Below are 21,763 nucleotides of genomic sequence, written 5' to 3' on the forward strand. Positions count from 1 at the left end.
TTAATAATATGGAGGATTACCCAAGTCCGGCTGAAGGGAACGGTCTTGAAAACCGTCAGGCGGGTAAAACCGTGCAAGGGTTCGAATCCCTTATCCTCCTTTCTGATAATCATTGTGATTTTCAGTTATACTAATATCGCGGGGTGGAGCAGTCAGGTAGCTCGTCGGGCTCATAACCCGAAGGTCGTAGGTTCAAATCCTGCCCCCGCAATTACTGAATATTTTATTATATTTGGTAGAAGTACAAAAGAATAGATAAGCATAAAACAAATTGGTTTGGTAGTTCAGCTGGTTAGAATGCCTGCCTGTCACGCAGGAGGTCGCGGGTTCGAGTCCCGTCCAGACCGTTAGTAATAATGTTTTTTGCGGGTGTAGTTTAGTGGTAAAACCACAGCCTTCCAAGCTGTTGTCGCGAGTTCGATTCTCGTCACCCGCTTTATGGGCCTATAGCTCAGCTGGTTAGAGCGCACGCCTGATAAGCGTGAGGTCGATGGTTCGAGTCCATTTAGGCCCATTATCAATAAATAATAAGATTTTTCAATCTTGGGGAAGTACTCAAGTGGCTGAAGAGGCGCCCCTGCTAAGGGTGTAGGTCGGGAAACTGGCGCGAGGGTTCAAATCCCTCCTTCTCCGTAAAAGAATCCTAAAAAAGGATTCTTTTTGTTTGTTAGTTTTAAATGTTTGCTTTTTAAGTTGTTTGAAGTTATCTTTTGATATCGATTACCTCAATAATGGGTTACTGTAGTCAACATTTTATTGATTATTCATTCAATAAAAAAATCATTTTATTGTTATAAAAAGGTTGACGAAAAAAGAAAAAATTGTTATAGTATTACTTGTCGTTAGTCAGTTGTTGTTTCACGATAACACTAATATGATTTATGGCCCGTTGGTCAAGCGGTTAAGACACCGCCCTTTCACGGCGGTATCACGGGTTCGATTCCCGTACGGGTCATTTAATAATATGGAGGATTACCCAAGTCCGGCTGAAGGGAACGGTCTTGAAAACCGTCAGGCGGGTAAAACCGTGCAAGGGTTCGAATCCCTTATCCTCCTTTCTGATAATCATTGTGATTTTCAGTTATACTAATATCGCGGGGTGGAGCAGTCAGGTAGCTCGTCGGGCTCATAACCCGAAGGTCGTAGGTTCAAATCCTGCCCCCGCAATTACTGAATATTTTATTATATTTGGTAGAAGTACAAAAGAATAGATAAGCATAAAACAAATTGGTTTGGTAGTTCAGCTGGTTAGAATGCCTGCCTGTCACGCAGGAGGTCGCGGGTTCGAGTCCCGTCCAGACCGTTAGTTTTGTACTTTGGCTCGGTAGCTCAGTTGGTAGAGCAATGGATTGAAGCTCCATGTGTCGGCAGTTCGATTCTGTCCCGCGCCATTTTTGAAAATATGCGGGTGTAGTTTAGTGGTAAAACCACAGCCTTCCAAGCTGTTGTCGCGAGTTCGATTCTCGTCACCCGCTTTTTTCTAATTATTAATTAGGGCCTATAGCTCAGCTGGTTAGAGCGCACGCCTGATAAGCGTGAGGTCGATGGTTCGAGTCCATTTAGGCCCATAATTGAATAGGCCCGTTGGTCAAGCGGTTAAGACACCGCCCTTTCACGGCGGTATCACGGGTTCGATTCCCGTACGGGTCATTTTAAAACTTAACAATCGTTTGTTAAGTTCTTTTTTTAAATTTATTGAAAACGTTGACAAAATCTTTTTTGTATTGTAATCTTTAAGTATAATTTAATAAGTAAATAAATGGATAGTTATTGTTTAATTACAAGCTAAACCTAATTTTTTTAAAGTGGAGGATAGATTCCTTCTTTTTGAAAAGGTTAGGTTTTATTTTTTCTTAAAAGACTATTTGTCTTCTTAAGGAATACGCTTGATCTTAAAAAATACGCAATTGGATTGTAAGATAGATTAAAGAAGTGTGGCTGAGACAAAAGTTAAAAGCACTTTTAAACCTAACAAACTGTGGTGCAAAAGTAGCTACTACGCTGCGCTTCGGCTATAACAATTTCTAAGAGCTAATCACTTTTGTCCCAACTTCTTTAACTTTTGCAATTAGAGCAATCAAAGATTTTGATTTTAGGGTTGAAACCCCTGTAAAGTGACTAATATTGTTGAAATACAAAAGTAAATAGCAACGGTATAAGTTATACTAATCACAGGGGTAATATAATAATCAAAGATTGGATAGTGTGGCGAGAACTTTATACTATTTGGTCGAAAGGAAGGAACTATACATGGCATTTAGAAAAGATTTTTTATGGGGTGGCGCAACTGCTGCTAATCAATGTGAGGGAGGCTATAACGAAGGCGGTCGAGGTTTGGCAAATGTTGATTTAGCTCCAGTAGGTCCAGATCGTTTCCCAGTAATCACTGGTGAAATGAAAATGTTCAATTTTGATGAAGATCATTTTTATCCTGCACAAGAAGCAATTGATATGTATCACCATTATAAAGAAGATATTGCTTTGTTTGGTGAAATGGGTTTTAAAACTTATCGTTTATCAATTGCATGGAGTCGAATCTTCCCATTGGGAGACGAAGCTGAACCAAATGAAGAAGGATTAAAATTCTATGAAGACCTATTTAAGGAATGCCATAAACATGGTATTGAACCATTAGTAACAATTACTCATTTCGATTGTCCAATGCATTTGGTGGAAAAATATGGCGCTTGGCGTAGTCGTAAAATGGTTGGCTTTTATGAAAACCTATGTAGAGTTATTTTTAATCGTTATAAAGGATTAGTCAAATATTGGTTGACATTTAATGAAATCAATATGATTTTACATGCACCTTTTATGGGGGCAGGCCTTTACTTTGAAGAAGGTGAGAATAAAGAGCAAGTAAAATATCAATCAGCACATCATGAATTACTAGCAAGTGCGATTGCGACTAAAATTGCGCACGAAGTCGATCCTGAAAATCAAGTTGGATGTATGTTAGCTGCAGGAACAAACTATTCATATACTTGTAAACCAGAAGATGTTTGGGCAGCTAAAAAAGCAGATAGAGAGAATTATTTCTTTATTGATGTTCAATCTCGTGGAGAATATCCAACTTATGCGATTAAGGAAATGGAACGTCAAGGAATTGAAATCGTGATGGAAGATGGCGATGAAGAATTGCTAAAAGCTCATACAGTTGATTTCATTTCATTCTCTTATTACTCTTCTAGAGTCGAGTCTACTGATCCAAAAATAAATGAGCAAACAGCCGGCAATATTTTTGCTTCTGTGAAAAATCCATATTTAGAAGCGAGCGAATGGGGATGGCAAATTGATCCACTAGGACTTCGTATTACTATGAATGATTTATATGATCGTTACCAAAAACCATTGTTTATTGTAGAAAATGGTTTAGGTGCTGTTGATGTACCAGATGAAAATGGTTATGTAGAAGATGATTATCGTATTACTTATTTAGCTGAGCATATTCAAGCAATGAAAGATGCGGTTGAACAAGATGGTGTGGATCTTTTAGGTTACACGACTTGGGGCTGTATTGATTTAGTAAGTGCTGGAACTGGTGAGATGAAAAAACGCTATGGCTTTATTTATGTCGATCGTGATAATGAAGGAAATGGAACCTTAAAACGTTCGAAGAAAAAATCATTTGATTGGTATAAAAAAGTGATTGCAACAAATGGTGAAGATTTAAGTAATTAATAGCTATAATAAGAAGGATGAGTCTGTCAATAATTGAAATTGGCAGCTCAACCTCCTTTGAGAGTGTAAAAATGTTTGGTATAAATTTGAGATGCTTTTCAAAGCACTTAAATAGAATAAAAAAATGGAGGAATAGAAAAATGAAAAAAATGGTAAAAGTAGTATCTGTTTTATTAATGGGATTGTTTTTTGTAAGCGCTTGTGGTAATGGCGAATCTACTAAAAAATCAGAGTCAACTGAAAAAGAGGTGCCAGAAGAACTAACGCTGTATGTGGTTAGACACGGAAAAACAATGTTGAATACGACGGATCGAGTACAAGGATGGTCAGATGCAGTGTTAACACCAGCAGGAGAAGAAGTAGTCACTGCTTGTGGTGTTGGCTTAAAAGATATCAGTTTCCAAAATGCATATAGTAGTGATAGTGGTCGCGCAATTCAAACGGCTGATTTAATTATTAAAGAAAATAAAAATACTCCGGATATGAAAGTGATCACAGATCCAAGATTAAGAGAATTTAATTTTGGTACATATGAAGGTGATTTAAATGAAACGATGTGGCAAGATATTGCAGATGATCAAGGTGTGACTTTGGAAGAATTTATGAAAAATATGACACCAGAATCATTTGCTAACAGTGTAGCAAAATTGGATAAAGGCAGAGATGAAGAAGGATTGAATTGGCCAGCTGAAGATTATAAAACAATCACCACTCGTTTAAAAGAAGGTTTAGATGAGATTGTAGCTAAAGAAATGAAGAACAATGATGGAAGTGGAAATGTTTTGATCGCTTCTCATGGTCTAAGTATTTCTGCTTTACTAGATACGATATCTGATGATTTTAAAATACCTGAAGGTGGTTTGAAAAATGCCAGCGTATCGATTATCAAATACAAAGATGGTAAATATTCATTGGGAGAAGTCAATGATTTGAGTTACGTTGAAGCTGGGAAAAAAGAAGCGACTAAGTAATTAATAAATTAAAATCAATTTGTTAGTAAAAATAAAAAATCAATTTACAATAGTGGGGTTGGAACGAAGTATCAATTTTTTCCATTCACATAACCGTAAATTGATTTTTTTAATATTATAGACTTTTATCAATTGTTGTCTTTTTATTAAAAAAAAAGAGAATGCCATTATTTTTACCGAGGATTCTTTTTTTTATTTAGAATTCTTGTGTATAATTTAAGTATAGATAAATTTAGCGTTTGTCTGAAAAATGAGTTTTGAGCATAATTAAAAAACTAAAATTTAATGAGGTGTAGAAAATGCAAATTATCACAAACTTTAGAGACATTGGCGGAATTCAAAATAAAGCAGGAAAAGAAGTGTGTCCACGTGTATTCCTTCGTTCAGGTGATTTATCATCTCTGTCAACCAGCGCAGCAGAAACATTAGAAACAACTTATCATTTAAAAAAGATTATCGATTTTAGAAGTGATGAAGAAGTAAAAGATCGACCAGATGTTTTGGTTCCTAATACTGACTATGTACATATTGATATCTTGGCAGATATTCATGATGAAGGAGCTTCTGTAGAGGATTTTATTAAAATTGGTTCTCCTGAAAATGCTGAAAAATACATGGAAAATTTATACGAACAAATTGCACTAGATCAAAGTGCAATCAAAGGATATTACAAATTTTTTGAAGAAATTCTTTCATTACAATCTACAGAAAGTATCTTGTTCCATTGTTTTGCAGGAAAAGACCGCACTGGGATTGGCGCTGCTCTGATTTTGGAATCATTAGACGTTTCAGAAACATTAATCTATCAAGATTATCTGAAAACGAACCAACTTAGACAAAAAGAAAATGCAGCAATTATTGAGCAAGCAAAAAAAGCTCACTTGGAAGCAAGTGCATTGGATGCATTGAATATTGCATTAAATGTCGATAGTAAGTATCTAGATGCCTTTTACGCAACGGTCAATCAACACTATGGATCAATCAATCAGTATTTAAGCAATGCAATTGGAGTAGATAAGTCAATGAAAGATGAGATGCATGAACGATTTCTTATCAGTAAATAATAGGAGAGGTGACTTTTTTGAATAGAGAAAAGCATATTCAATTGTTGAAAAGATGCATCGAAATCTCGGAAAATGCTCGAGTTCATGGAAATACTCCATTTGGCGCATTACTAGCAAATAAAGCAGGAGAAATTCTTTTAGAACAAGAGAATATTGAAATTACTGAATCAATTTGTACAGGGCATGCTGAAACGACCTTGGCTGCAAAAGCCTCACAAAAATATAGTAAGGCGTTCTTATGGGATTGTTTATTATATACAACAGCTGAACCATGTGCTATGTGTACAGGCGCTATTTATTGGGCAAATATCGGTACTATTGTCTATGCAATGACAGAAAAACGATTACTAACTTTAACAGGTAATGATGCACAAAATCCGACATTTGATTTGCCAACTAAAGAAATTTTAAATCACGGACAGAAAAAAATAGCTGTTATCGGGCCATTTCCAGAAGTCGAAAAACAAGCTAGTATGGTTCATGCAGGCTATTGGAAATCATAAAGTTAAGTATAATAAGTTTTTTCCGAAAGATTTCACCCATAAAAAAGAGGCTGTTGAAGCAAAAGTTGTTTTTATTTTCTCAAAAACAAACGCCATAAAGCAATCAGAATATCGCTAATTTTCAAGCTATTACTCATTGTAGAGAGGAATAGTGGGAGTAAAAGAAACTCTTATGGAAACAATCAGCCAGTTATACAACAGGCAATCCGAACTGTGCGTGAGACAAAAGTAAAAAATACTTTTATTTTATCTTTTAAAACCGGACAAACGCTTTTGTTCCAATCTTATAAAATAAGCGACAACTCACAAAAGTATGAAAAACACCAGATAGGAGCCATTCAACATCGAATGGAAACCTTTCGTGTTTCTTGTCATGTTCGTGAGTTGTCGTTTTCTGTGTTATTTCCGAAAACTGAAGTGATTCGGATCTTACCCACTTAGCTCTTGGCGTTTATCGCTATCCAGATTCTCTGTTTAATTAGTCAAAATAAAAATGGATTTTTTGTAAGAACTCGGTGATATAATAGTAAAGAACTTACCAATAAAATAAGTGTTAATAAACTGAGACCTAATATTTTTGAAAATGGTAAGAAAATGATAAATGAAACACTAAATATAAGCATAAAAATAGTTGAACATAGCGTAAGTAAAATGGCTAAAGATTGCTTGACTACTTGTTGTTCACTTGTCCAATTAAAAATAGGATAGCAGCAATTAATTAATAAGCCCGATAATCCACAATATAAAACAGAAGCAATCGGTATTAATAACAAGAAAATGAACCAAATACCTGAGAGTGATAACGAAATCATTAGACAGAGACCACTCACTAAGATAACTGGTAAAGTAATAGTTAATTGCAATAATAGTTTAGCTTGATAAATTTTAGTAAGTGAGATTGGCAATATCGATAGCTGCCAACGACTTTTCCCCTCAATACTGATAGTGGAAGCTGTAGTTGTTGAAAGAACTAAAAAGGCAGATAGAATGACTGGAAGTATAAATAGATAAGGCTGAATCAGTTTTACTAAATTAGTAATTTCAAGCATTTTTTCTAATTTATTGATAGGGAAAAATAATAAAAGAAGCGAAGTTACTAAAAGTAATAGACTTCCAAAAGCAGTGTTGATAACATAAATTGGACTAGATAAATAGAGCGCCCACTCTCTTTTGTATAAAGCAAAAAGTGGAGTCTTTTTTTGAGTAGGTTTCCACTGGAATTTCGTTGATACTTGTTTGGCTGAGAAACGACTATTTAAGGCAAGATACCATTTTCCCAATCCGAGCATAAAAATATAACCACTAATTAGAGAAATTGAAGCCATAATTATGAAATTAAACCAATTAGATTGAATAATTGTTGTTTGTAAAAAATAGGCTAAAGGAATACTTTCGTTGATTATTCTAGTAAAATCTTCTTTTAATTGTGAAAAACTATTTGAATTTAAAAAGATTGCCCCCAGCATCAACAAAGAAATCAATAAAAAATTAAAAAGAATAATGACTAAGTTGGTATGACGAAAATAGCTAGCTAAATAAGAAAGAAGCAGATCGATTAAATTTGCAACAATTATTGGAAGTATCGGGAGCAAAATTGTAACTCCCAAAGTAATTATCAATGAGAGCAGTGAAAAATAGCTTTGGATCCAAAAAACAATCATCGGGATAAAAAAACTCAGACAAGCAATCCCTAGATTCATCAAGTAGACAAATAAATAACGACTTAGTAATAATAATCTCGGTGAGATAGGTAAAGCAATCAATAGATCAAAGTCATTAAAATTAAAAAGGAGTCCGCTACTTTTCATAAAAGTTAGCATAAAACAAATCATTCCTGTTAAAAATACCAATAATGAAGGGATAGAAAGTGTTATTCCCATCAAAATCCAACCATAAACCATACTGCAAAAATAGCTTTCAATCAAAATAAATCCAAGCAATAGACTTAGTAAAAAAAGAATTGAGCGCTTTCGTTCTTTGCTATTTCCACTGAAATTCATTTTATTTAAACGAAAGAAGCTGATTACCTGTATTCGTAATAAAAACAGTAATTTATTCATGCGTTGTTACCTCCAGAAAAACTTCTTCTAAGTTTTTACCAGCTCGAACTTCATCCGTCAAGCCAACCTTTTTTAACCTTCCATGATCGATTAAACCAATTTTGTTGCATAAATTTTCTGCTACTTCTAAAACGTGCGTTGAGAAAAAGACTGCACTGTTATTTTGACAAAGTTCTTTTAACATTTGTTTAACGATATAAACAGCTTCTGGATCTAATCCCACAAAGGGTTCATCCATGATTAGCAGTTTTGGTTGATGGACAAAAGCTGAAATAATAGCTAACTTTTGCTTCATTCCATGAGAATAAGAAGCAATTGGATTTCCTAAATAATCCGTCATTGAAAGCTGTTCACTGTAAGATTTTATTCGTTTATTACGAAGTTGTTCAGAAACATTGTACATATCTGCTATAAAATTTATATATTGTATACCTGTCAGATAATCATAAAGATCTGGATTATCGGGAATGTATGCTATCTGTTGTTTACAGGAAATAGGCTCAGATTGGATTGATTGTCCATTAATCAAAATATCGCCTTGATCAAAGGATAATGCTCCAATGATTGAACGAATGGTTGTTGTTTTTCCTGCACCATTATGACCAATAAAGCCAAAAATATCGCCTGCTTCAATCTCTAAATTTAAATCATTAATTGCCCATTTTTCTTTAGAATATTTTTTAGATAACTGCTTAATAGATAAAATTGCCACCATAAGAGTCACTCCTTTTTTTGTATTGTTTGTATTAATCATTATAATACAAAAGAAGATTATTGCAAGCAGAAAAAGAGACTAAATAACAGAGAAAATGAAGAAATAAATTGAAAAATGCAAATATTCTGAATAAATATTGATTTTAAGAGAGTAAAAAGAGATAATACTAAAAGGAACCAAAAAGTTAAAACAAAAGACTTTTGAATTGAATAGTTGCTACTGAGTAATTAGTCGAGATTAAAACAAATCGTTTAACGTTTATTTATGTTGTGGAAAATGAATAAACGTTTAAGTGAATGTAGTTTAAAATAATGGTTCAAAAAGGAGTGAAAAAAAATGATAATAAAACCAACGTTGCCTCAAGCAATGAATATTTTTTTTGATGCTGATAATCAGCCAAATGAGAATGTTCAGATGGGCTTGATTACTTTACAACCGGGTGAAAAAAGTCCTAAAGAAGGCTTTGCTCGCCATCAGCAGGATGAGTATTCGTATGTAATTTCTGGAGAAGCACATACAATTTTAGAAGACGGACAAGATTTATTAGCTAAACCGGGTGATGCGCAGTTGATTGAAGCTGGCGAAGGACATATTAATTATAACGATGGAGAAGAGCCAGTTGTTGTTGTTTGGTTATTGGTAGAAAGAACATAATTGAAGGAGAAAAGAAGATGAAAATGAACAAAATAGTAAAGGGCATGCTGGGGCTTGCGTTTGCGGCAATGATTATCTCAGGATGTGGGAAAGGAAAAAGTGATTCAACAAAGGAAATCGAACCATTACGTTTGATGTCAGCTTCAGAATTAACGAGTTTAGATACTTCAGTGATGTTAGATTTTCCAGATGCAATCGTTCAAACCGCAGCATTTGAAGGTCTTTACTCATTAGATGAAGACGATAAAACAATTCCGGCTGTAGCCAAAGAATTACCTGAAATTTCTGAAGATGGAAAAACATACACAATTAAATTAAGAGAAGATGCTGTTTGGAGCAATGATGATCCAGTTACTGCTAAAGATTTTGAATATGCATGGAAAAAAATGATTGATCCTAAAAATGGTTTAGTTTATAGCTTTTTAGTTGTTGATACAATTGAAAATGCAGCTGAAATTTCTGCGGGTGAAAAAAAGGTAGATGAGTTAGGTGTTAAGGCGTTAGATGACTATACACTTGAAATAAAATTAACTGAAGCAAAACCATATTTCACTTCATTATTGGCGTTCCCAACATTTTTCCCACAAAATCAAAAAGTAGTTGAAGAAAAAGGGACAGATTACGGAACTTCTAGTGAAGATGTTGTATATAATGGCCCATTTACTGTCGAAAATTGGAAACAGACAGATATGAATTGGGATTTAAAGAAGAACGAAAAATATTGGGATAAAGAAAATGTAAAATCAGATCAAATTCATTACGAAGTAGTCAAAGAAGCTTCGACAGCTTTAAATTTATTTGAAGATGGTCAATTAGATGTTGCAACAATCAATGGAGAGATTGCTAAACAAAATCAAGATAATCCTGATTTCCATTCATATCCAACAGCTACAATGAACTATATTCGTTTAAATCAAAAACGAAACGGTAAAGATACGCCATTAAAAAATGAAAACTTAAGAAAAGCGTTGGCATTAGGAATCGACAAAGAAAACTTAGTTAATAACATTATTGCTGATGGTTCAAAACCTTTGAATGGCGCAGTGACAGAAGGCTTTGTTAGCAATCCTGAAACGGGTGAAGACTTCCGTAAAGAAGCTGGCGATGTTATGAGCTATGATAAAGAACAAGCTGTTAGCTATTGGAAAAAAGCTCAAGCCGAGCTAGGTGAAAAAGTAACAATTGATTTAATGGTGACAGATGATGGCTCTTACAAAAAAATGGGAGAAAGTATTCAAGGGAGTTTACAAGATTTATTCCCAGGGCTAACCATTCAATTGACTGCCTTACCAACTGAAACAGCGTTGAATTTAAGTAAAGATAGTGATTACGATATGTTCTTGATTTATTGGACACCTGATTATCAAGATCCGATTTCTACTTTAAATACGATGCGTTCAGGAAATAATCGTAATTATTCTGATCCGGCGTATGATACATTATTGGACGATGCAACAATGACTTATGCGACAGATTTAGAAAAACGTTGGGAAACATTGATTGCAGCAGAAAAAGAGATGATTGAAACTACTGCAGGAATGATTGTAATTAGTCAAAATCAACAATCTGTTTTACAAAATCCGCAAGTCAAAGGGATGGACTATCATACATTTGCTGCACCATTAACATTAAAAAATGTTTATAAAGAAGCAAATTAGTTTTTGATTGAAGAGGAAATAAAAGGAATCTTGTAAAGTAACAAAGTGCTAGTTTTTATAAAAAGATATAAAACTAAAGTTTATCGAATTGTGTAATCAAATTCTGATAAACTTTAGTTTTTTTGTTATAATAAACATATTTTTCTAAATTAATTAATAAAAGTGAGAAACTAGACAATCCAAGGATTTGTAAGGTTTTTTTCTTTTTTTTTAACTGGGATGAAATAATAGACAAAAAATAGTTATTTCATTAGCTTATTTCTTGATATAATTTCTTAAGTGAGCTTATAATGAATATAAGAAAGTAATTTTTACTGAAAATATTGGAGGGAAGAAAAGTATGCTCAGTTATACAGATATTATTTTGTCGGTAATGCAACGAGTTGAGGTATATAATGAAATTTTCGATGCAGTGTCTAAAGAAGTACAGGAAAATAGCTGTAGTCAAGCAAGAAATAAACGAAAAAAAGACACGTATCTTTTTTGTAGAAACAATGTGAATCGTTTTTTTGCGGAAGAAGCAACTTTTAAAAAAGCATTAGACTCATATCCAGATAATGAATCGATTCGTATTCTTTTAGAAGGATTAGACACCTACAAGTCAGGCGTCTTTTTTTGGTTCGATGCATTGAGTGAGCAATGTGAAGTATCCGATCATTCCCAATACAAAAGAGGCTTACAAGATAAAGAGTCTTCTTTTAACTTGATCAATCAAGCTTGTAAAGCAGCTTGTGGAGGGATTCAAACAGCACATAGTGTCCACAAATTATAATGAACTTATTTTCTTTTTTTTATTTTTGTGAATAGCTAAGTGGACAAGTAGTAAAACGCTATAAAAATAAATCGATGATTTTTGAATTTCGTTTATTTCAAAGATTGTCGATTTATTTTTATGGACTTAGCAGTTGCTCATTTTTTTATACCATTCGTGAATGAGGAGATTGAGATAAAAGGCTTATTTCCGATAGCGTTACTTTCGTCCTTACCTTAATGAATCTTTTTGATTTTTCAGGTTTTTATTCTTTAAATCAAGTTTTTTCGATAGGAATCTGTTATACTGGTACTGTTACAAGTTCCCGAAAGGATTTGCTTGAAATCAAATCAAGTAAAGATGCCTTGTAACCGAATAGAATTAGGGGGAATAAATTTGACAGAGAGACATTTATTTACTTCGGAATCAGTTTCTGAAGGACATCCAGACAAAGTAGCGGATCAAGTCAGTGATGCGATTTTGGATGCAATTTTAACGCAAGATCCACAAGCTAGAGTAGCCTGTGAAACGAGTGTCACAACTGGTTTAGTCTTAGTTTTTGGCGAGATTTCTACAACAGCGTATGTAGATATTCAAAAAATTGTTCGACAAACGTTGAAAGATATCGGCTATACTCGAGCAAAGTACGGCTTTGATGGAGACACTGTAGCTGTTTTAGTAGCGATTGATGAACAATCACCCGATATTGCTCAAGGAGTTAACGATGCGTTAGAAACACGTGGTGAAAAAGAATCACAAGAAGATATTGGAGCTGGCGATCAAGGTTTGATGTTTGGTTTTGCAATCGATGAAACACCAGAAATGATGCCATTACCGATTTCTTTAAGTCATAAACTTGTTCGTCGTTTGGCAGAGTTGCGTAAAGAAGAAACACTTACTTATTTACGACCAGATGCTAAATCACAAGTAACTGTTGAGTATGATGAGGATGGGAAACCCAAAAGAGTGGATACCGTAGTAATCAGTACACAGCATGATGAAGATACTTCGTTAGAACAGATTCAAAAAGATATGAAAGAATTAGTGATTGATGAAGTGATTCCAGCTGAATGGTTAGATGAACAAACCAAATATTTTATTAACCCTACTGGACGCTTTGTTATTGGTGGACCACAAGGGGATGCAGGATTAACAGGGCGGAAAATTATCGTTGATACTTATGGAGGATATGCGCGTCATGGCGGCGGAGCATTTTCAGGAAAAGATGCAACGAAAGTAGATCGTTCTGCAAGTTATGCTGCTCGTTATATTGCTAAAAATATTGTCGCTGCAGGTTTAGCAAAAAAAGTAGAAGTTCAGTTGGCTTACGCGATTGGCGTAGCTCAACCAGTTTCGATTTCAATCAATACCTTTGGCACAAGTCAAGTAGCTGAAAGTCGATTGATTGAAGCGGTGAGAGAAAACTTTGATTTGCGTCCTGCAGGAATTATAGAAATGCTTGACCTACGTCGTCCAATTTATAAACAGACGGCTGCATATGGTCATTTCGGTCGTACAGATGTCGAACTACCTTGGGAACAGACGGATAAAGTTGAAGCCTTAAAAGCTAGTTTGAAGGATTAAAGAGGCGGCGCTGTTAATGTAAATTAACAGCGCTATTTTGTTGCGAAGGTTAAGAAAGAAAAAAATAGGTTACAACATTCGTTAGAAAAAGAGAAGACAACTGCGAATAAAAGTGAAAATTTAATAGGAATTAAGGAAGTGGAAAAATGGAACGAAAAACGAATGTTAAGCTAGTGACTGCTAGTGTTTTTATTGCAACATTTATGACGGCAATCGAAGGAACAATTGTATCAACTGCGATGCCAACAATTGTTGGTTCATTACATGGAATGGAAATTATGAATTGGGTTTTTTCAATTTACTTATTAACTAATGCTATGTTGACACCGATTTATGGGAAATTAGCAGATAAAATTGGTCGTAAACCGATTTTTATACTTGGAATTATTATATTTATTATTGGTTCTTCATTGTGTGGATTTGCGCAAAACATGATGACTTTGATTGTTGCTCGAGCAATTCAAGGTGTAGGAGCTGGTGCAATTATGCCTGTAGCATTGACAATCATTGGTGATATTTATTCAATTGACAAACGAGCAAAAATTTTAGGATTAAACAGTGCGGCATGGGGAATAGCTAGTGTTTTTGGACCGCTTGCTGGTGGTTTTATTGTTGATACAGTTGGTTGGCATTGGATTTTCTTTATCAATGTGCCAATTGGACTAGTATTATTAGGTATGATTGCTTACTTTTTAGTAGAGCCAAAAAGAGAAAAATCCTCAGTGCCGATGGATATTAAAGGAAGTATCTTGCTGATGTTGGTATTGTTGACGTTATTATTAGGATTTCAGATGATCAGTGAAGGTGGTTTTAACATCAATGTGATTCTGTGTTTAGTTGCCTCGATTGTTTTCATTTTCGGTTTTATTATGATCGAAAAAAGAGTGGCAGATCCAGTTATCAATTTATCATTATTCAATAATTCAACATTTGTAATTGTTAATATTGTTGCTGCCTTGATTGGTGGTTTTGTAATGGGTGTTGAGGTTTATGTTCCTATGTGGATGCAAGGCGTTTTAGGAAAAAGCGCTGCAATCGGCGGATTGGTGTTAGCGCCAATGTCTATTTTATGGATGTTTGGTTCTTTTATAGCGAGTTATCTAATGGAAAAAAAATCTACTAAAAGTGTTTTATTAATTGGACTAAGTATTACTTTATTGGGAGGTCTATTTTTAGCTGTTGTTCCTGTATCGGTTTCTTTTATTTGGTTTTTTGCTATTTCAGCTGTTTTAGGAGTTGGTTTTGGAATAACGGTAACAACTACCACGGTTACTGCTCAAAGTAGTGTAGATCATTCGGAAATGGGCGTAGCTACTTCTTTTAATACGTTGGCAAGAACGATTGGACAAACGTTAATGGTATCGATTTTTGGTGTGATTTTAAATACAGTGACTAAAAATTCACTAGCTAATAGTTCACTAGAAGTGGATTCAGATATTTTAAATCAGCTAGTTAATCCACACACGGCTAATACTATTGCACCTGAATTATTAACTCCACTTAGAGGATTTTTATACAATGGACTTCATATGGTTTATTTAGTCGGGTTGATTTTAGTTATTGTAGCGATTCTTTTGAATCTAGTTTACAAAGACAAAGCCACTGTGAATCAAAGTAGCTAAGTCAGTGCCTGAATGAATTTATATAAATTATCTAAGAAAAATAAACGTGTTAATGATACAATAAAATAAAAAAGTAAGCGAGGGATTTTCGATGGCTGTATTACAAGCAACTGTATATTCAAATGTATTGGAAATAGATGTAGGTTTGACTGTGATCTTACCACAAACAACGAAAAAAATTGTTGGAACAAGTTCTAAAGGCCATTCAACAGATGTTCCTGTTCTTTATTTGCTTCATGGGATGGGAGGAAATCACACGTCTTGGGAAAGAAAATCTTCGATTGAAAGATATGTGACAGATTTAGGATTAGCTGTTATTATGCCATCTACTGACTTAGGATGGTACACAAATACCACCTATGATATGAATTATTGGACGTTTATTTCTGAAGAATTACCTGAAATTTGTCATGAATTATTTCCACAATTAACAACTAGAAGAGAAAAAACTTTTGTAGCAGGGTTATCGATGGGTGGTTATGGTGCATTCAAGTTAGCTTTAGCAAAACCAGAAAAATTTGCGGCAGTCGCTTCCTTATCAGGAGCCGTAGATATCGCTGGAAATGAAGAGGCATTATTATCTATTCGCGGAGAAAAATACTGGCAAGGAATTTTTGGTTCATTTGAAGACCTTAAGGGTTCGGTTAATGATCCAAGATTCTTGATTGATCAACTAATAGAAGATGGGAAAGAACCGCCTAAGATTTTTCTTTGTTGTGGAGAAGATGATTTCTTACTGTCTGCTAGTAAGTCAATTTCCGAAGTGCTAACTGAAAAAGGAATTGATCATCAATTTGAGACCGGACCAGGAGACCATAATTGGATTTTTTGGGATGAATGGATTCAACGTGTTTTGGCTTGGTTACCGCTTGAAACACAAAATTAATTAAGAGCTAGTTATAAATGTAAAGAAATATCTTTGATTTAAAATACATGGTGAAAACAAACATCTATGGGAGCGTCTTTGAAAGCTGCCATAGATGTTTGTTTTATTTATCTACTTGTTTTTCTGGCCATGTTTACTTTAAAAAAAATTCTATAGTTATTTTAATTGAGCTCAATGAAATTAAATATCTGTTTGAGTATTTAACTCAATTTTCTAAATCCGATAAGAATAAAGCTACGCGTAACTGTAAAGAAAATTCTGGTGATTCCACAGCTTGGCCAAATAATTGACGACACTTATCAATTCGATATTTGACCGTATTACGATGAACAAATAAGGCTTCAGCCGTTTCTGTAATTTCACATTGATTATCTAAATAAGTCGCCAATGTTTTACGTAATTCTAAATCTTTTGAATTTTCAGGATAAGCTAAGTCTTTTAAAATCGATTTACAGAAGTAAACCATCTCTTCTTCAGAGACATTTTCGGCAATTCGTTTGATTCCTTGAATCTTATTATAAAAAATATATGCATCATCACAAGTGTTTGATTCCACTGTTTCCTTCGCTTCGCTAACAGAAAAGTGAAATAGCTCTAGCTTATTGATCGGGTCGCCAATCCCAAATTGCATGGAAGTAGCTAGTAACTTTTGAATCAGAAAATGTAAGTTTTCTAATAAGGTAATCAAATCTATTTCTTTATTTTGAAATAGTAAGACATATTGATTCGCCTCATTAGTGGGGAAAAGCAAAACTTCGTGATGGTTTCTTTTTAAAAATGTCAAAATGAATTCATAAGCAATCGTATCGATTTCTCTAGAATAATATTGTCTATTTTCAGGAATAATATGATTGATAAAAACAGCTCGAAAATAGTTTCCATTTAATGGGTTGAAAAAATGTTGATAGTCCATGATTTGTGTATTATCAGAAGAACTATCGTTTTTTAATAGATTTGAAAATAGAATAAGTCGATCTGCTCTTTTTTTATTTTTTAAGGTTTGTTCTTTATAAAGTGATAGAGAAAGAACGGTCAAAGATTGTTCAATTACGAATTGAGAGAGTGGGTAAGGGAGTTGCTCTGCTTTGAATATCACCAATAGATTAGGAAAATAGTTTTCAATTCCGATTGGAAAAACGGTCACTAAGATATTTTTATTGGGTGCTAACTCAAAAAGAAACGATTGTTTTTTCTTTTCTTTTTGAATTTTTTGCAATCTTTGAATCAGTTCTTGTTTTTTTTCTTCTATAAGTAAACTTGAAATCGCAAAGTGTTGACTAATAGAAGAAATTTCACCTAGAGAATCAAGTAATAAAATCGGTTGTTTAATCATAGAACTCAGTTGATTAATTAATGTGTTGATCGAAGCTCCTTTGATCATCAGATTAGCAAATTTTTGCTGAATTTCAATTGCTACAAAGACTTGTTCTGTTTGATCATGCCAGATGTAGCTTAAGAGTTTATGTGAGATATCGCCTAATGTTCGATCCATGGGGATTTGAATCAGTGGGAAATTAAGTGAATCTGCATAGGCTAATACTTCAGGAGGAATTTCAGAAAGAAATCGCCCTACTTTAATTGCTAAACCAGCAGAAGGTAAGGAGTGCAAGCTATCAATAAACCGACAAAGTTTTAGTGGATCGTCTTTAAAAATCATACCCGTTGTAATCAACAACGTGTTTGCTGGAACAAAATTCGCTGCATCGGGTGTTTCTGAGATTTCAATTGTATCTATTGGTACATCAATATTAGCATTTTTATTTAATAATTTTAATTCAGAAAATCGTGGTGTTTTGAGAATTTCCTTAAGTGTGGCCATAGTAATATCCTTCCAATTAAGTTAATACATGTGACAAGCTATTTTATAAAAAAGCGGCAGACTGATTTCTTAAAATAATCGAGTTGTCTTTAATTACAGTTATTTTGTCATAAATAAAATAAGTTGGAAACTGAATTGTCTTAAAGAGAATTGTTATTTTTTATTTCATTTTTCAACTGTATGATTCAATTTTTTAAGGATTCAACAAAAGAAAAATTAATTCCTATTATTTCTTCAAACTCGTTATTTATATGGTAGCATAGGATGGATTTGAGTGCAATGTACCTTTTGATAAGGAGGGCATGTTTTATTGTTTATTTTTAATAATAAATTATACGATAAATAGATTTGTTTGTGAATTTTAGAACGAATAATGAGTGTTTTTCTTGATATTAGTTGCTTTTTCTGTGAAAAACAGTTTTGTTTAGTGTGAACAAAAAAAAAACTTTATCTTGTCGTATTTAACTAATGAACTCTGTTCAGTGAACGCTTACAATAAGTTTATAGAATTAATAGGAGGCAGCGAAATGGATAATCTTTTTAATGAAGTAGAAGAACATGTTAGTTGGCTTTCAGCGATTGGTAGTGATCCTACAGGTGGAACCAGTCGCTTGTTATATGACGAAAACTGGCGAATTGCGCAAAATGGATTAAAGCAAAAATTTGAGAATCTTGGACTTTCAACAAAATTTGATGCCGTTGGAAATTTATTTGGTCGTTTAGAAGGTAGCAAGTATCCAGATGAAACGATTATGTCTGGCTCACATGTAGATACAGTTGTTAATGGCGGTAGTTTAGATGGTCAATTTGGTATTTTAGCCGCGTATTTAGCTGTTGCTCACTTAAAAGAGACTTATGGACAGCCTTTGAGAAGCTTAGAGATTGTCTCAATGGCAGAAGAAGAAGGCAGTCGTTTTCCATATGCTTTTTGGGGGAGTAAAAACATTTGGGGACTTGCAAATCAAGCAGATGTTGAAGAGGCGTCTGACGCCCAAGAGGTTCGTTTTGTTGATGCCATGAGAGAGTCTGGTTTTGACTTCCGTAATCCTAGTGAGAAAGTTCGTTCAGATATCAAGGCATTTGTCGAGATTCATATTGAACAAGGAAGTGTACTAGAGCGTTTAGGGAAACCTGTTGGCGTGGTTAATAACATTGTTGGGCAAAAACGATATACAGTGACTTTAACTGGTGAAGCAAATCATGCAGGAACAACCCCGATGGGATACCGAAAAGACGCGATTTATGCTTACAGCAAAATCGTGAGTCAGTCAATTGATAAAGCGTTTAATGAAGGCGATCCACTTGTATTAACTTTTGGACATGTAGAAGTTATTCCAAATACTGTAAACGTGGTTCCTGGAAAAGTGACTTTCTCAATTGATTGCCGTCATACAGATGAAAAAGCTTTGGCGCGCTTTACAGAAGAAATTGAAGCTGATATGGAAGAAATATCTAAAGAGATGGGGATAGAGATTTCAATTGATTGTTGGATGAATGAATCACCTGTACCAATGTCAAACGAAATTGTTCATATATTAGAAACTGCGTGTGAAGAAGCCGGATTAGATTATCATTTGATGCATAGTGGAGCTGGACATGATTCGCAAATATTCGCTCAATTCGTGCCGACTGCGATGTTATTTGTTCCAAGTATCAAAGGTATTAGTCATAATCCTGCCGAGGCAACGTTAACTAAGGATTTAGTTGAAGGCGTAAAAGCATTAAGTGCATCGCTTTACAAACTTGCTTACGAAGAATAGGGGAAAGTAAGCAATGGGGGATAATTGTTTCAATCGTTAAAAATGAAAAGGGTTTGTTTTTATGTGTTGCATTTATCTTTTTAGATGTGACTATATTTCTATGAAAGTAATTAGACAATCAAAAAATAAGAAAGAAGGATAAAAATGGGTTATAGAACGAACGAAGTAGGGTATTCTGATAAATTGTTAGCATCAAGAGCAATAATCGAACGAGGTAATTTTGCGTTAATTCCGCCACAAGGACTAGTAAAAAATGTTGTTCCTGGATTTGAAAATTGTGAAATTTCGATTTTGGGCTCTCCTAAATTAGGGGCAAGTTTTGTTGATTATAGTTGTACTGTATTGCCAGATGGCAAAAATGAACTTGGTTTTGGCGGGGCTGATATTGAAGTTTTTCTATATGTGATTTCAGGGGATTTGCAAGTTAAAGTGGCTGAAGATTGTTATTCACTTGAAACCGGTGGCTATGTTTATGCACCTCCTGGCAAAACAATTTCATTTAGAAATGATACGAAAGAAAATACTGAAATTTTCTTATATAAGAAAAAATATCAATCATTAGATGGCGCACAACCTTATACTGTGGTTGGCAATGTAAATGAATTATCAAGTGAGTCATATGAAGGAATGACCGATGTACAATTGGTTGATTTATTACCAAAAGATATTGATTTTGATATGAATTTCCATATTTTAAGTTTCCAACCTGGAGCTTCACATGGATATATTGAAACACACGTTCAAGAGCATGGAGCGATTTTGCTTTCAGGGCAAGGGATGTATAATCTTGATAATCGCTGGATTCCAGTAGAAAAAGGCGATTACATCTTTATGGGAGCATACAGCTTGCAAGCTTGTTACGCTGTAGGGCGTGATGAACCATTATCTTATCTTTATTCAAAAGATTGTAATCGAGACGTTGAATTATAGCAGGGAGAGAATATAGTATGTCAGAAGAAATTATTCGAATTAATTCAGGCGAATTAAAGCAACTTATTAAAGCAAAACTGATCGCCGCTGGTTTGAAAGAAGATCACTCAGAAGAAGTAGCGAATAATTTAGTGTTTGCCGATGAAAGAGGAATTCATTCACATGGAGCTGTGAGGGTCGAGTATTACGCAGAACGAATTGCGAAAGGCGGTACGACGATTGATCCAGACTTTCGCTTTGAGCAAACAGGTCCAAGTGCTGGCATTTTTCATGGGGATAATGCGATTGGTCATATCGCCTCAAGAAAAGGGATGGATGAAGCGATTCGTTTAGCAAAAGAAACGGGAATCGGTGTTGTTGGGATCAAACGTATGGGACATAGCGGCACGCTTTCGTATTATGTCGATCGTGCGGCGAGACAAGATTTGATTGCAATTTCTGTTTGTCAGTCAGATCCGATGGTCGTACCATTTGGCGGAACAGAAAACTTTTTTGGAACCAATCCAATCGCTTTTTCTGCTCCAACTGCAAATGACACACCTATTATTTTTGATATGGCAACGACCGTTCAAGCCTGGGGGAAAATCATTGATGCTAGAAGTAAAAATATGCAAATCCCTGATACGTGGGCAGTTGATAGTGAAGGGAAGCCAACGACTGATCCTTATGCTGTAAAAGGCTTGTTACCGATTGCAGGTCCAAAAGGTTATGGCTTAATGATGATGATTGATATTCTTTCAGGTCCATTATTGGGCTTGCCGTTTGGAAAACATGTGACATCTATGTACAATGATTTGACAGAAAAACGCAATTTAGGTCAATTACACATTGTGATTAATCCAGCGAACTTTACTGATATTAATCAATTTAAGCAACAATTATCACAAATGATTGATGAAATTCATGAAATTGCACCAGCTGATGGGTTTAAAGAAGTTCTTTATCCCGGTGAACTTTCAGAAAAAGTCGCGGCCGAAAATCGAGAAAATGGAATTCCAGTAGTAACATCAGTCTATGATTATTTAAAGAGTGATGTGATTCATAACGATAAATACGAAAATAGTAGTAGTTTTGCTTAGAAGTAATTAGCCGAAATTGGAGGGAA

16 protein-coding genes, 14 tRNA genes and 1 riboswitch are annotated in these 21,763 nt (G+C 34.5%); of the genes, 27 read left to right on the forward strand and 3 right to left on the reverse strand.

Going from position 1 to position 21,763, the window contains the following annotated elements; translation table 11 throughout:
• Positions 1-10: 10 nt before the first annotated feature.
• The 18 genes from ACYSNW_RS14410 (at position 11) to ACYSNW_RS14495 (ending at position 6,219) form a co-directional block, all read left to right on the forward strand.
• Positions 11-100, forward strand: a tRNA-Ser gene (locus ACYSNW_RS14410).
• Positions 101-137: 37 nt separating this feature from the next.
• Positions 138-211, forward strand: a tRNA-Met gene (locus tag ACYSNW_RS14415).
• A 62-nt stretch (positions 212-273) separates the two neighbouring features.
• Positions 274-347 (forward strand) — tRNA-Asp (locus ACYSNW_RS14420).
• Between the two features lie 18 nt (positions 348-365).
• Positions 366-436 (forward strand) — tRNA-Gly (locus ACYSNW_RS14425).
• Positions 437-440: 4 nt separating this feature from the next.
• Positions 441-514, forward strand: a tRNA-Ile gene (locus tag ACYSNW_RS14430).
• 31 nt (positions 515-545) lie between these two features.
• A tRNA-Ser gene (locus tag ACYSNW_RS14435) sits at positions 546-633 on the forward strand.
• Positions 634-883: 250 nt separating this feature from the next.
• A tRNA-Glu gene (locus ACYSNW_RS14440) sits at positions 884-955 on the forward strand.
• A gap of 11 nt (positions 956-966) precedes the next feature.
• Positions 967-1,056, forward strand: a tRNA-Ser gene (locus tag ACYSNW_RS14445).
• A 37-nt stretch (positions 1,057-1,093) separates the two neighbouring features.
• Positions 1,094-1,167, forward strand: a tRNA-Met gene (locus ACYSNW_RS14450).
• Between the two features lie 62 nt (positions 1,168-1,229).
• Positions 1,230-1,303, forward strand: a tRNA-Asp gene (locus ACYSNW_RS14455).
• 15 nt (positions 1,304-1,318) lie between these two features.
• Positions 1,319-1,391: transfer RNA gene (locus ACYSNW_RS14460), tRNA-Phe, on the forward strand.
• Positions 1,392-1,404: 13 nt separating this feature from the next.
• A tRNA-Gly gene (locus tag ACYSNW_RS14465) sits at positions 1,405-1,475 on the forward strand.
• Between the two features lie 19 nt (positions 1,476-1,494).
• A tRNA-Ile gene (locus ACYSNW_RS14470) sits at positions 1,495-1,568 on the forward strand.
• A gap of 10 nt (positions 1,569-1,578) precedes the next feature.
• Positions 1,579-1,650 (forward strand) — tRNA-Glu (locus ACYSNW_RS14475).
• A gap of 600 nt (positions 1,651-2,250) precedes the next feature.
• Complete coding sequence (locus ACYSNW_RS14480; protein WP_461745637.1) at positions 2,251-3,681, forward strand: 6-phospho-beta-glucosidase; 1,431 nt, start codon at positions 2,251-2,253, stop codon at positions 3,679-3,681.
• Positions 3,682-3,821: 140 nt separating this feature from the next.
• A complete protein-coding gene (locus tag ACYSNW_RS14485; RefSeq protein ID WP_461745638.1) occupies positions 3,822-4,652 on the forward strand; it encodes a histidine phosphatase family protein in 831 nt (276 codons plus the stop codon).
• A gap of 299 nt (positions 4,653-4,951) precedes the next feature.
• Positions 4,952-5,716 carry a tyrosine-protein phosphatase gene (locus ACYSNW_RS14490; protein WP_461745640.1) on the forward strand — a complete coding sequence of 255 codons (765 nt, stop codon included), beginning with the start codon at positions 4,952-4,954 and terminating at the stop codon, positions 5,714-5,716.
• A gap of 17 nt (positions 5,717-5,733) precedes the next feature.
• On the forward strand, positions 5,734-6,219 hold the full coding sequence (locus ACYSNW_RS14495) for a nucleoside deaminase (RefSeq protein ID WP_461745642.1): 486 nt from the start codon (positions 5,734-5,736) through the stop codon (positions 6,217-6,219).
• A 482-nt stretch (positions 6,220-6,701) separates the two neighbouring features.
• Here the strand turns inward: ACYSNW_RS14495 and ACYSNW_RS14500 are convergent, their stop codons facing one another.
• Positions 6,702-8,279, reverse strand: a complete 1,578-nt coding sequence (locus ACYSNW_RS14500; protein ID WP_461745644.1) for a hypothetical protein — start codon at positions 8,277-8,279, stop codon at positions 6,702-6,704.
• Positions 8,272-8,985 carry an ABC transporter ATP-binding protein gene (locus ACYSNW_RS14505; RefSeq protein WP_461745823.1) on the reverse strand — a complete coding sequence of 238 codons (714 nt, stop codon included), beginning with the start codon at positions 8,983-8,985 and terminating at the stop codon, positions 8,272-8,274. Before ACYSNW_RS14505 ends, ACYSNW_RS14500 begins: the two co-directional genes overlap by 8 nt.
• A 345-nt stretch (positions 8,986-9,330) precedes the next feature.
• On the opposite strand from ACYSNW_RS14505, the gene ACYSNW_RS14510 reads away from it, so the two are divergent.
• From ACYSNW_RS14510 to ACYSNW_RS14535, 6 genes are all read left to right on the forward strand, one after another.
• Positions 9,331-9,648 (forward strand): cupin domain-containing protein, encoded by a 318-nt coding sequence (locus ACYSNW_RS14510; RefSeq protein WP_461745646.1) that lies wholly within the window; start codon positions 9,331-9,333, stop codon positions 9,646-9,648.
• 23 nt (positions 9,649-9,671) lie between these two features.
• A complete protein-coding gene (locus ACYSNW_RS14515; RefSeq protein WP_461745825.1) occupies positions 9,672-11,306 on the forward strand; it encodes a peptide ABC transporter substrate-binding protein in 1,635 nt (544 codons plus the stop codon).
• A gap of 340 nt (positions 11,307-11,646) precedes the next feature.
• Positions 11,647-12,078, forward strand: a complete 432-nt coding sequence (locus ACYSNW_RS14520; protein ID WP_461745648.1) for a hypothetical protein — start codon at positions 11,647-11,649, stop codon at positions 12,076-12,078.
• A 289-nt stretch (positions 12,079-12,367) separates the two neighbouring features.
• Positions 12,368-12,456, forward strand: a riboswitch (SMK box riboswitch).
• Positions 12,454-13,641 (forward strand): methionine adenosyltransferase, encoded by a 1,188-nt coding sequence (metK, locus tag ACYSNW_RS14525; protein WP_461745650.1) that lies wholly within the window; start codon positions 12,454-12,456, stop codon positions 13,639-13,641. Its footprint overlaps the riboswitch before it by 3 nt.
• Before the next feature lie 146 nt (positions 13,642-13,787).
• Positions 13,788-15,263: an MDR family MFS transporter gene (locus tag ACYSNW_RS14530; RefSeq protein WP_461745652.1), complete on the forward strand. Its 1,476-nt coding sequence runs from the start codon at positions 13,788-13,790 to the stop codon at positions 15,261-15,263.
• Between the two features lie 91 nt (positions 15,264-15,354).
• A complete protein-coding gene (locus ACYSNW_RS14535; protein ID WP_461745654.1) occupies positions 15,355-16,149 on the forward strand; it encodes an alpha/beta hydrolase in 795 nt (264 codons plus the stop codon).
• 205 nt (positions 16,150-16,354) lie between these two features.
• On the opposite strand, the gene ACYSNW_RS14540 is transcribed toward ACYSNW_RS14535, so the two are convergent.
• On the reverse strand, positions 16,355-17,968 hold the full coding sequence (locus ACYSNW_RS14540) for a PucR family transcriptional regulator (protein WP_461745656.1): 1,614 nt from the start codon (positions 17,966-17,968) through the stop codon (positions 16,355-16,357).
• A 527-nt stretch (positions 17,969-18,495) separates the two neighbouring features.
• On the opposite strand from ACYSNW_RS14540, the gene allC reads away from it, so the two are divergent.
• The 3 genes from allC to allD all read left to right on the forward strand — a co-directional run bounded on the left by allC (position 18,496) and on the right by allD (position 21,737).
• Positions 18,496-19,728 carry an allantoate deiminase gene (gene allC, locus ACYSNW_RS14545; protein ID WP_461745657.1) on the forward strand — a complete coding sequence of 411 codons (1,233 nt, stop codon included), beginning with the start codon at positions 18,496-18,498 and terminating at the stop codon, positions 19,726-19,728.
• A gap of 144 nt (positions 19,729-19,872) precedes the next feature.
• Entirely contained in the window at positions 19,873-20,658 is a 786-nt protein-coding gene (gene allE / locus ACYSNW_RS14550; protein WP_461745659.1) for a (S)-ureidoglycine aminohydrolase, read from the forward strand.
• Positions 20,659-20,675: 17 nt separating this feature from the next.
• Positions 20,676-21,737, forward strand: coding sequence for an ureidoglycolate dehydrogenase (gene allD / locus ACYSNW_RS14555; RefSeq protein ID WP_461745661.1), 1,062 nt, complete (start codon positions 20,676-20,678; stop codon positions 21,735-21,737).
• Positions 21,738-21,763 lie beyond the last annotated feature (26 nt).

The organism is Enterococcus sp. LJL99 (assembly GCF_054871725.1).

Coding starts and splice junctions, on each gene's coding strand:
- ACYSNW_RS14480 (WP_461745637.1), top strand. CDS start 2,251: ATGGCATTTAGAAAAGATTTTTTATGGGGTGGCGCAACTGCTGCTAAT.
- ACYSNW_RS14485 (WP_461745638.1), top strand. CDS start 3,822: ATGAAAAAAATGGTAAAAGTAGTATCTGTTTTATTAATGGGATTGTTT.
- ACYSNW_RS14490 (WP_461745640.1), top strand. CDS start 4,952: ATGCAAATTATCACAAACTTTAGAGACATTGGCGGAATTCAAAATAAA.
- ACYSNW_RS14500 (WP_461745644.1), bottom strand. CDS start 8,279: ATGAATAAATTACTGTTTTTATTACGAATACAGGTAATCAGCTTCTTT.
- ACYSNW_RS14510 (WP_461745646.1), top strand. CDS start 9,331: ATGATAATAAAACCAACGTTGCCTCAAGCAATGAATATTTTTTTTGAT.
- ACYSNW_RS14515 (WP_461745825.1), top strand. CDS start 9,672: ATGAACAAAATAGTAAAGGGCATGCTGGGGCTTGCGTTTGCGGCAATG.
- ACYSNW_RS14520 (WP_461745648.1), top strand. CDS start 11,647: ATGCTCAGTTATACAGATATTATTTTGTCGGTAATGCAACGAGTTGAG.
- ACYSNW_RS14530 (WP_461745652.1), top strand. CDS start 13,788: ATGGAACGAAAAACGAATGTTAAGCTAGTGACTGCTAGTGTTTTTATT.
- ACYSNW_RS14535 (WP_461745654.1), top strand. CDS start 15,355: ATGGCTGTATTACAAGCAACTGTATATTCAAATGTATTGGAAATAGAT.
- ACYSNW_RS14540 (WP_461745656.1), bottom strand. CDS start 17,968: ATGGCCACACTTAAGGAAATTCTCAAAACACCACGATTTTCTGAATTA.
- allC (WP_461745657.1), top strand. CDS start 18,496: ATGGATAATCTTTTTAATGAAGTAGAAGAACATGTTAGTTGGCTTTCA.
- allE (WP_461745659.1), top strand. CDS start 19,873: ATGGGTTATAGAACGAACGAAGTAGGGTATTCTGATAAATTGTTAGCA.
- allD (WP_461745661.1), top strand. CDS start 20,676: ATGTCAGAAGAAATTATTCGAATTAATTCAGGCGAATTAAAGCAACTT.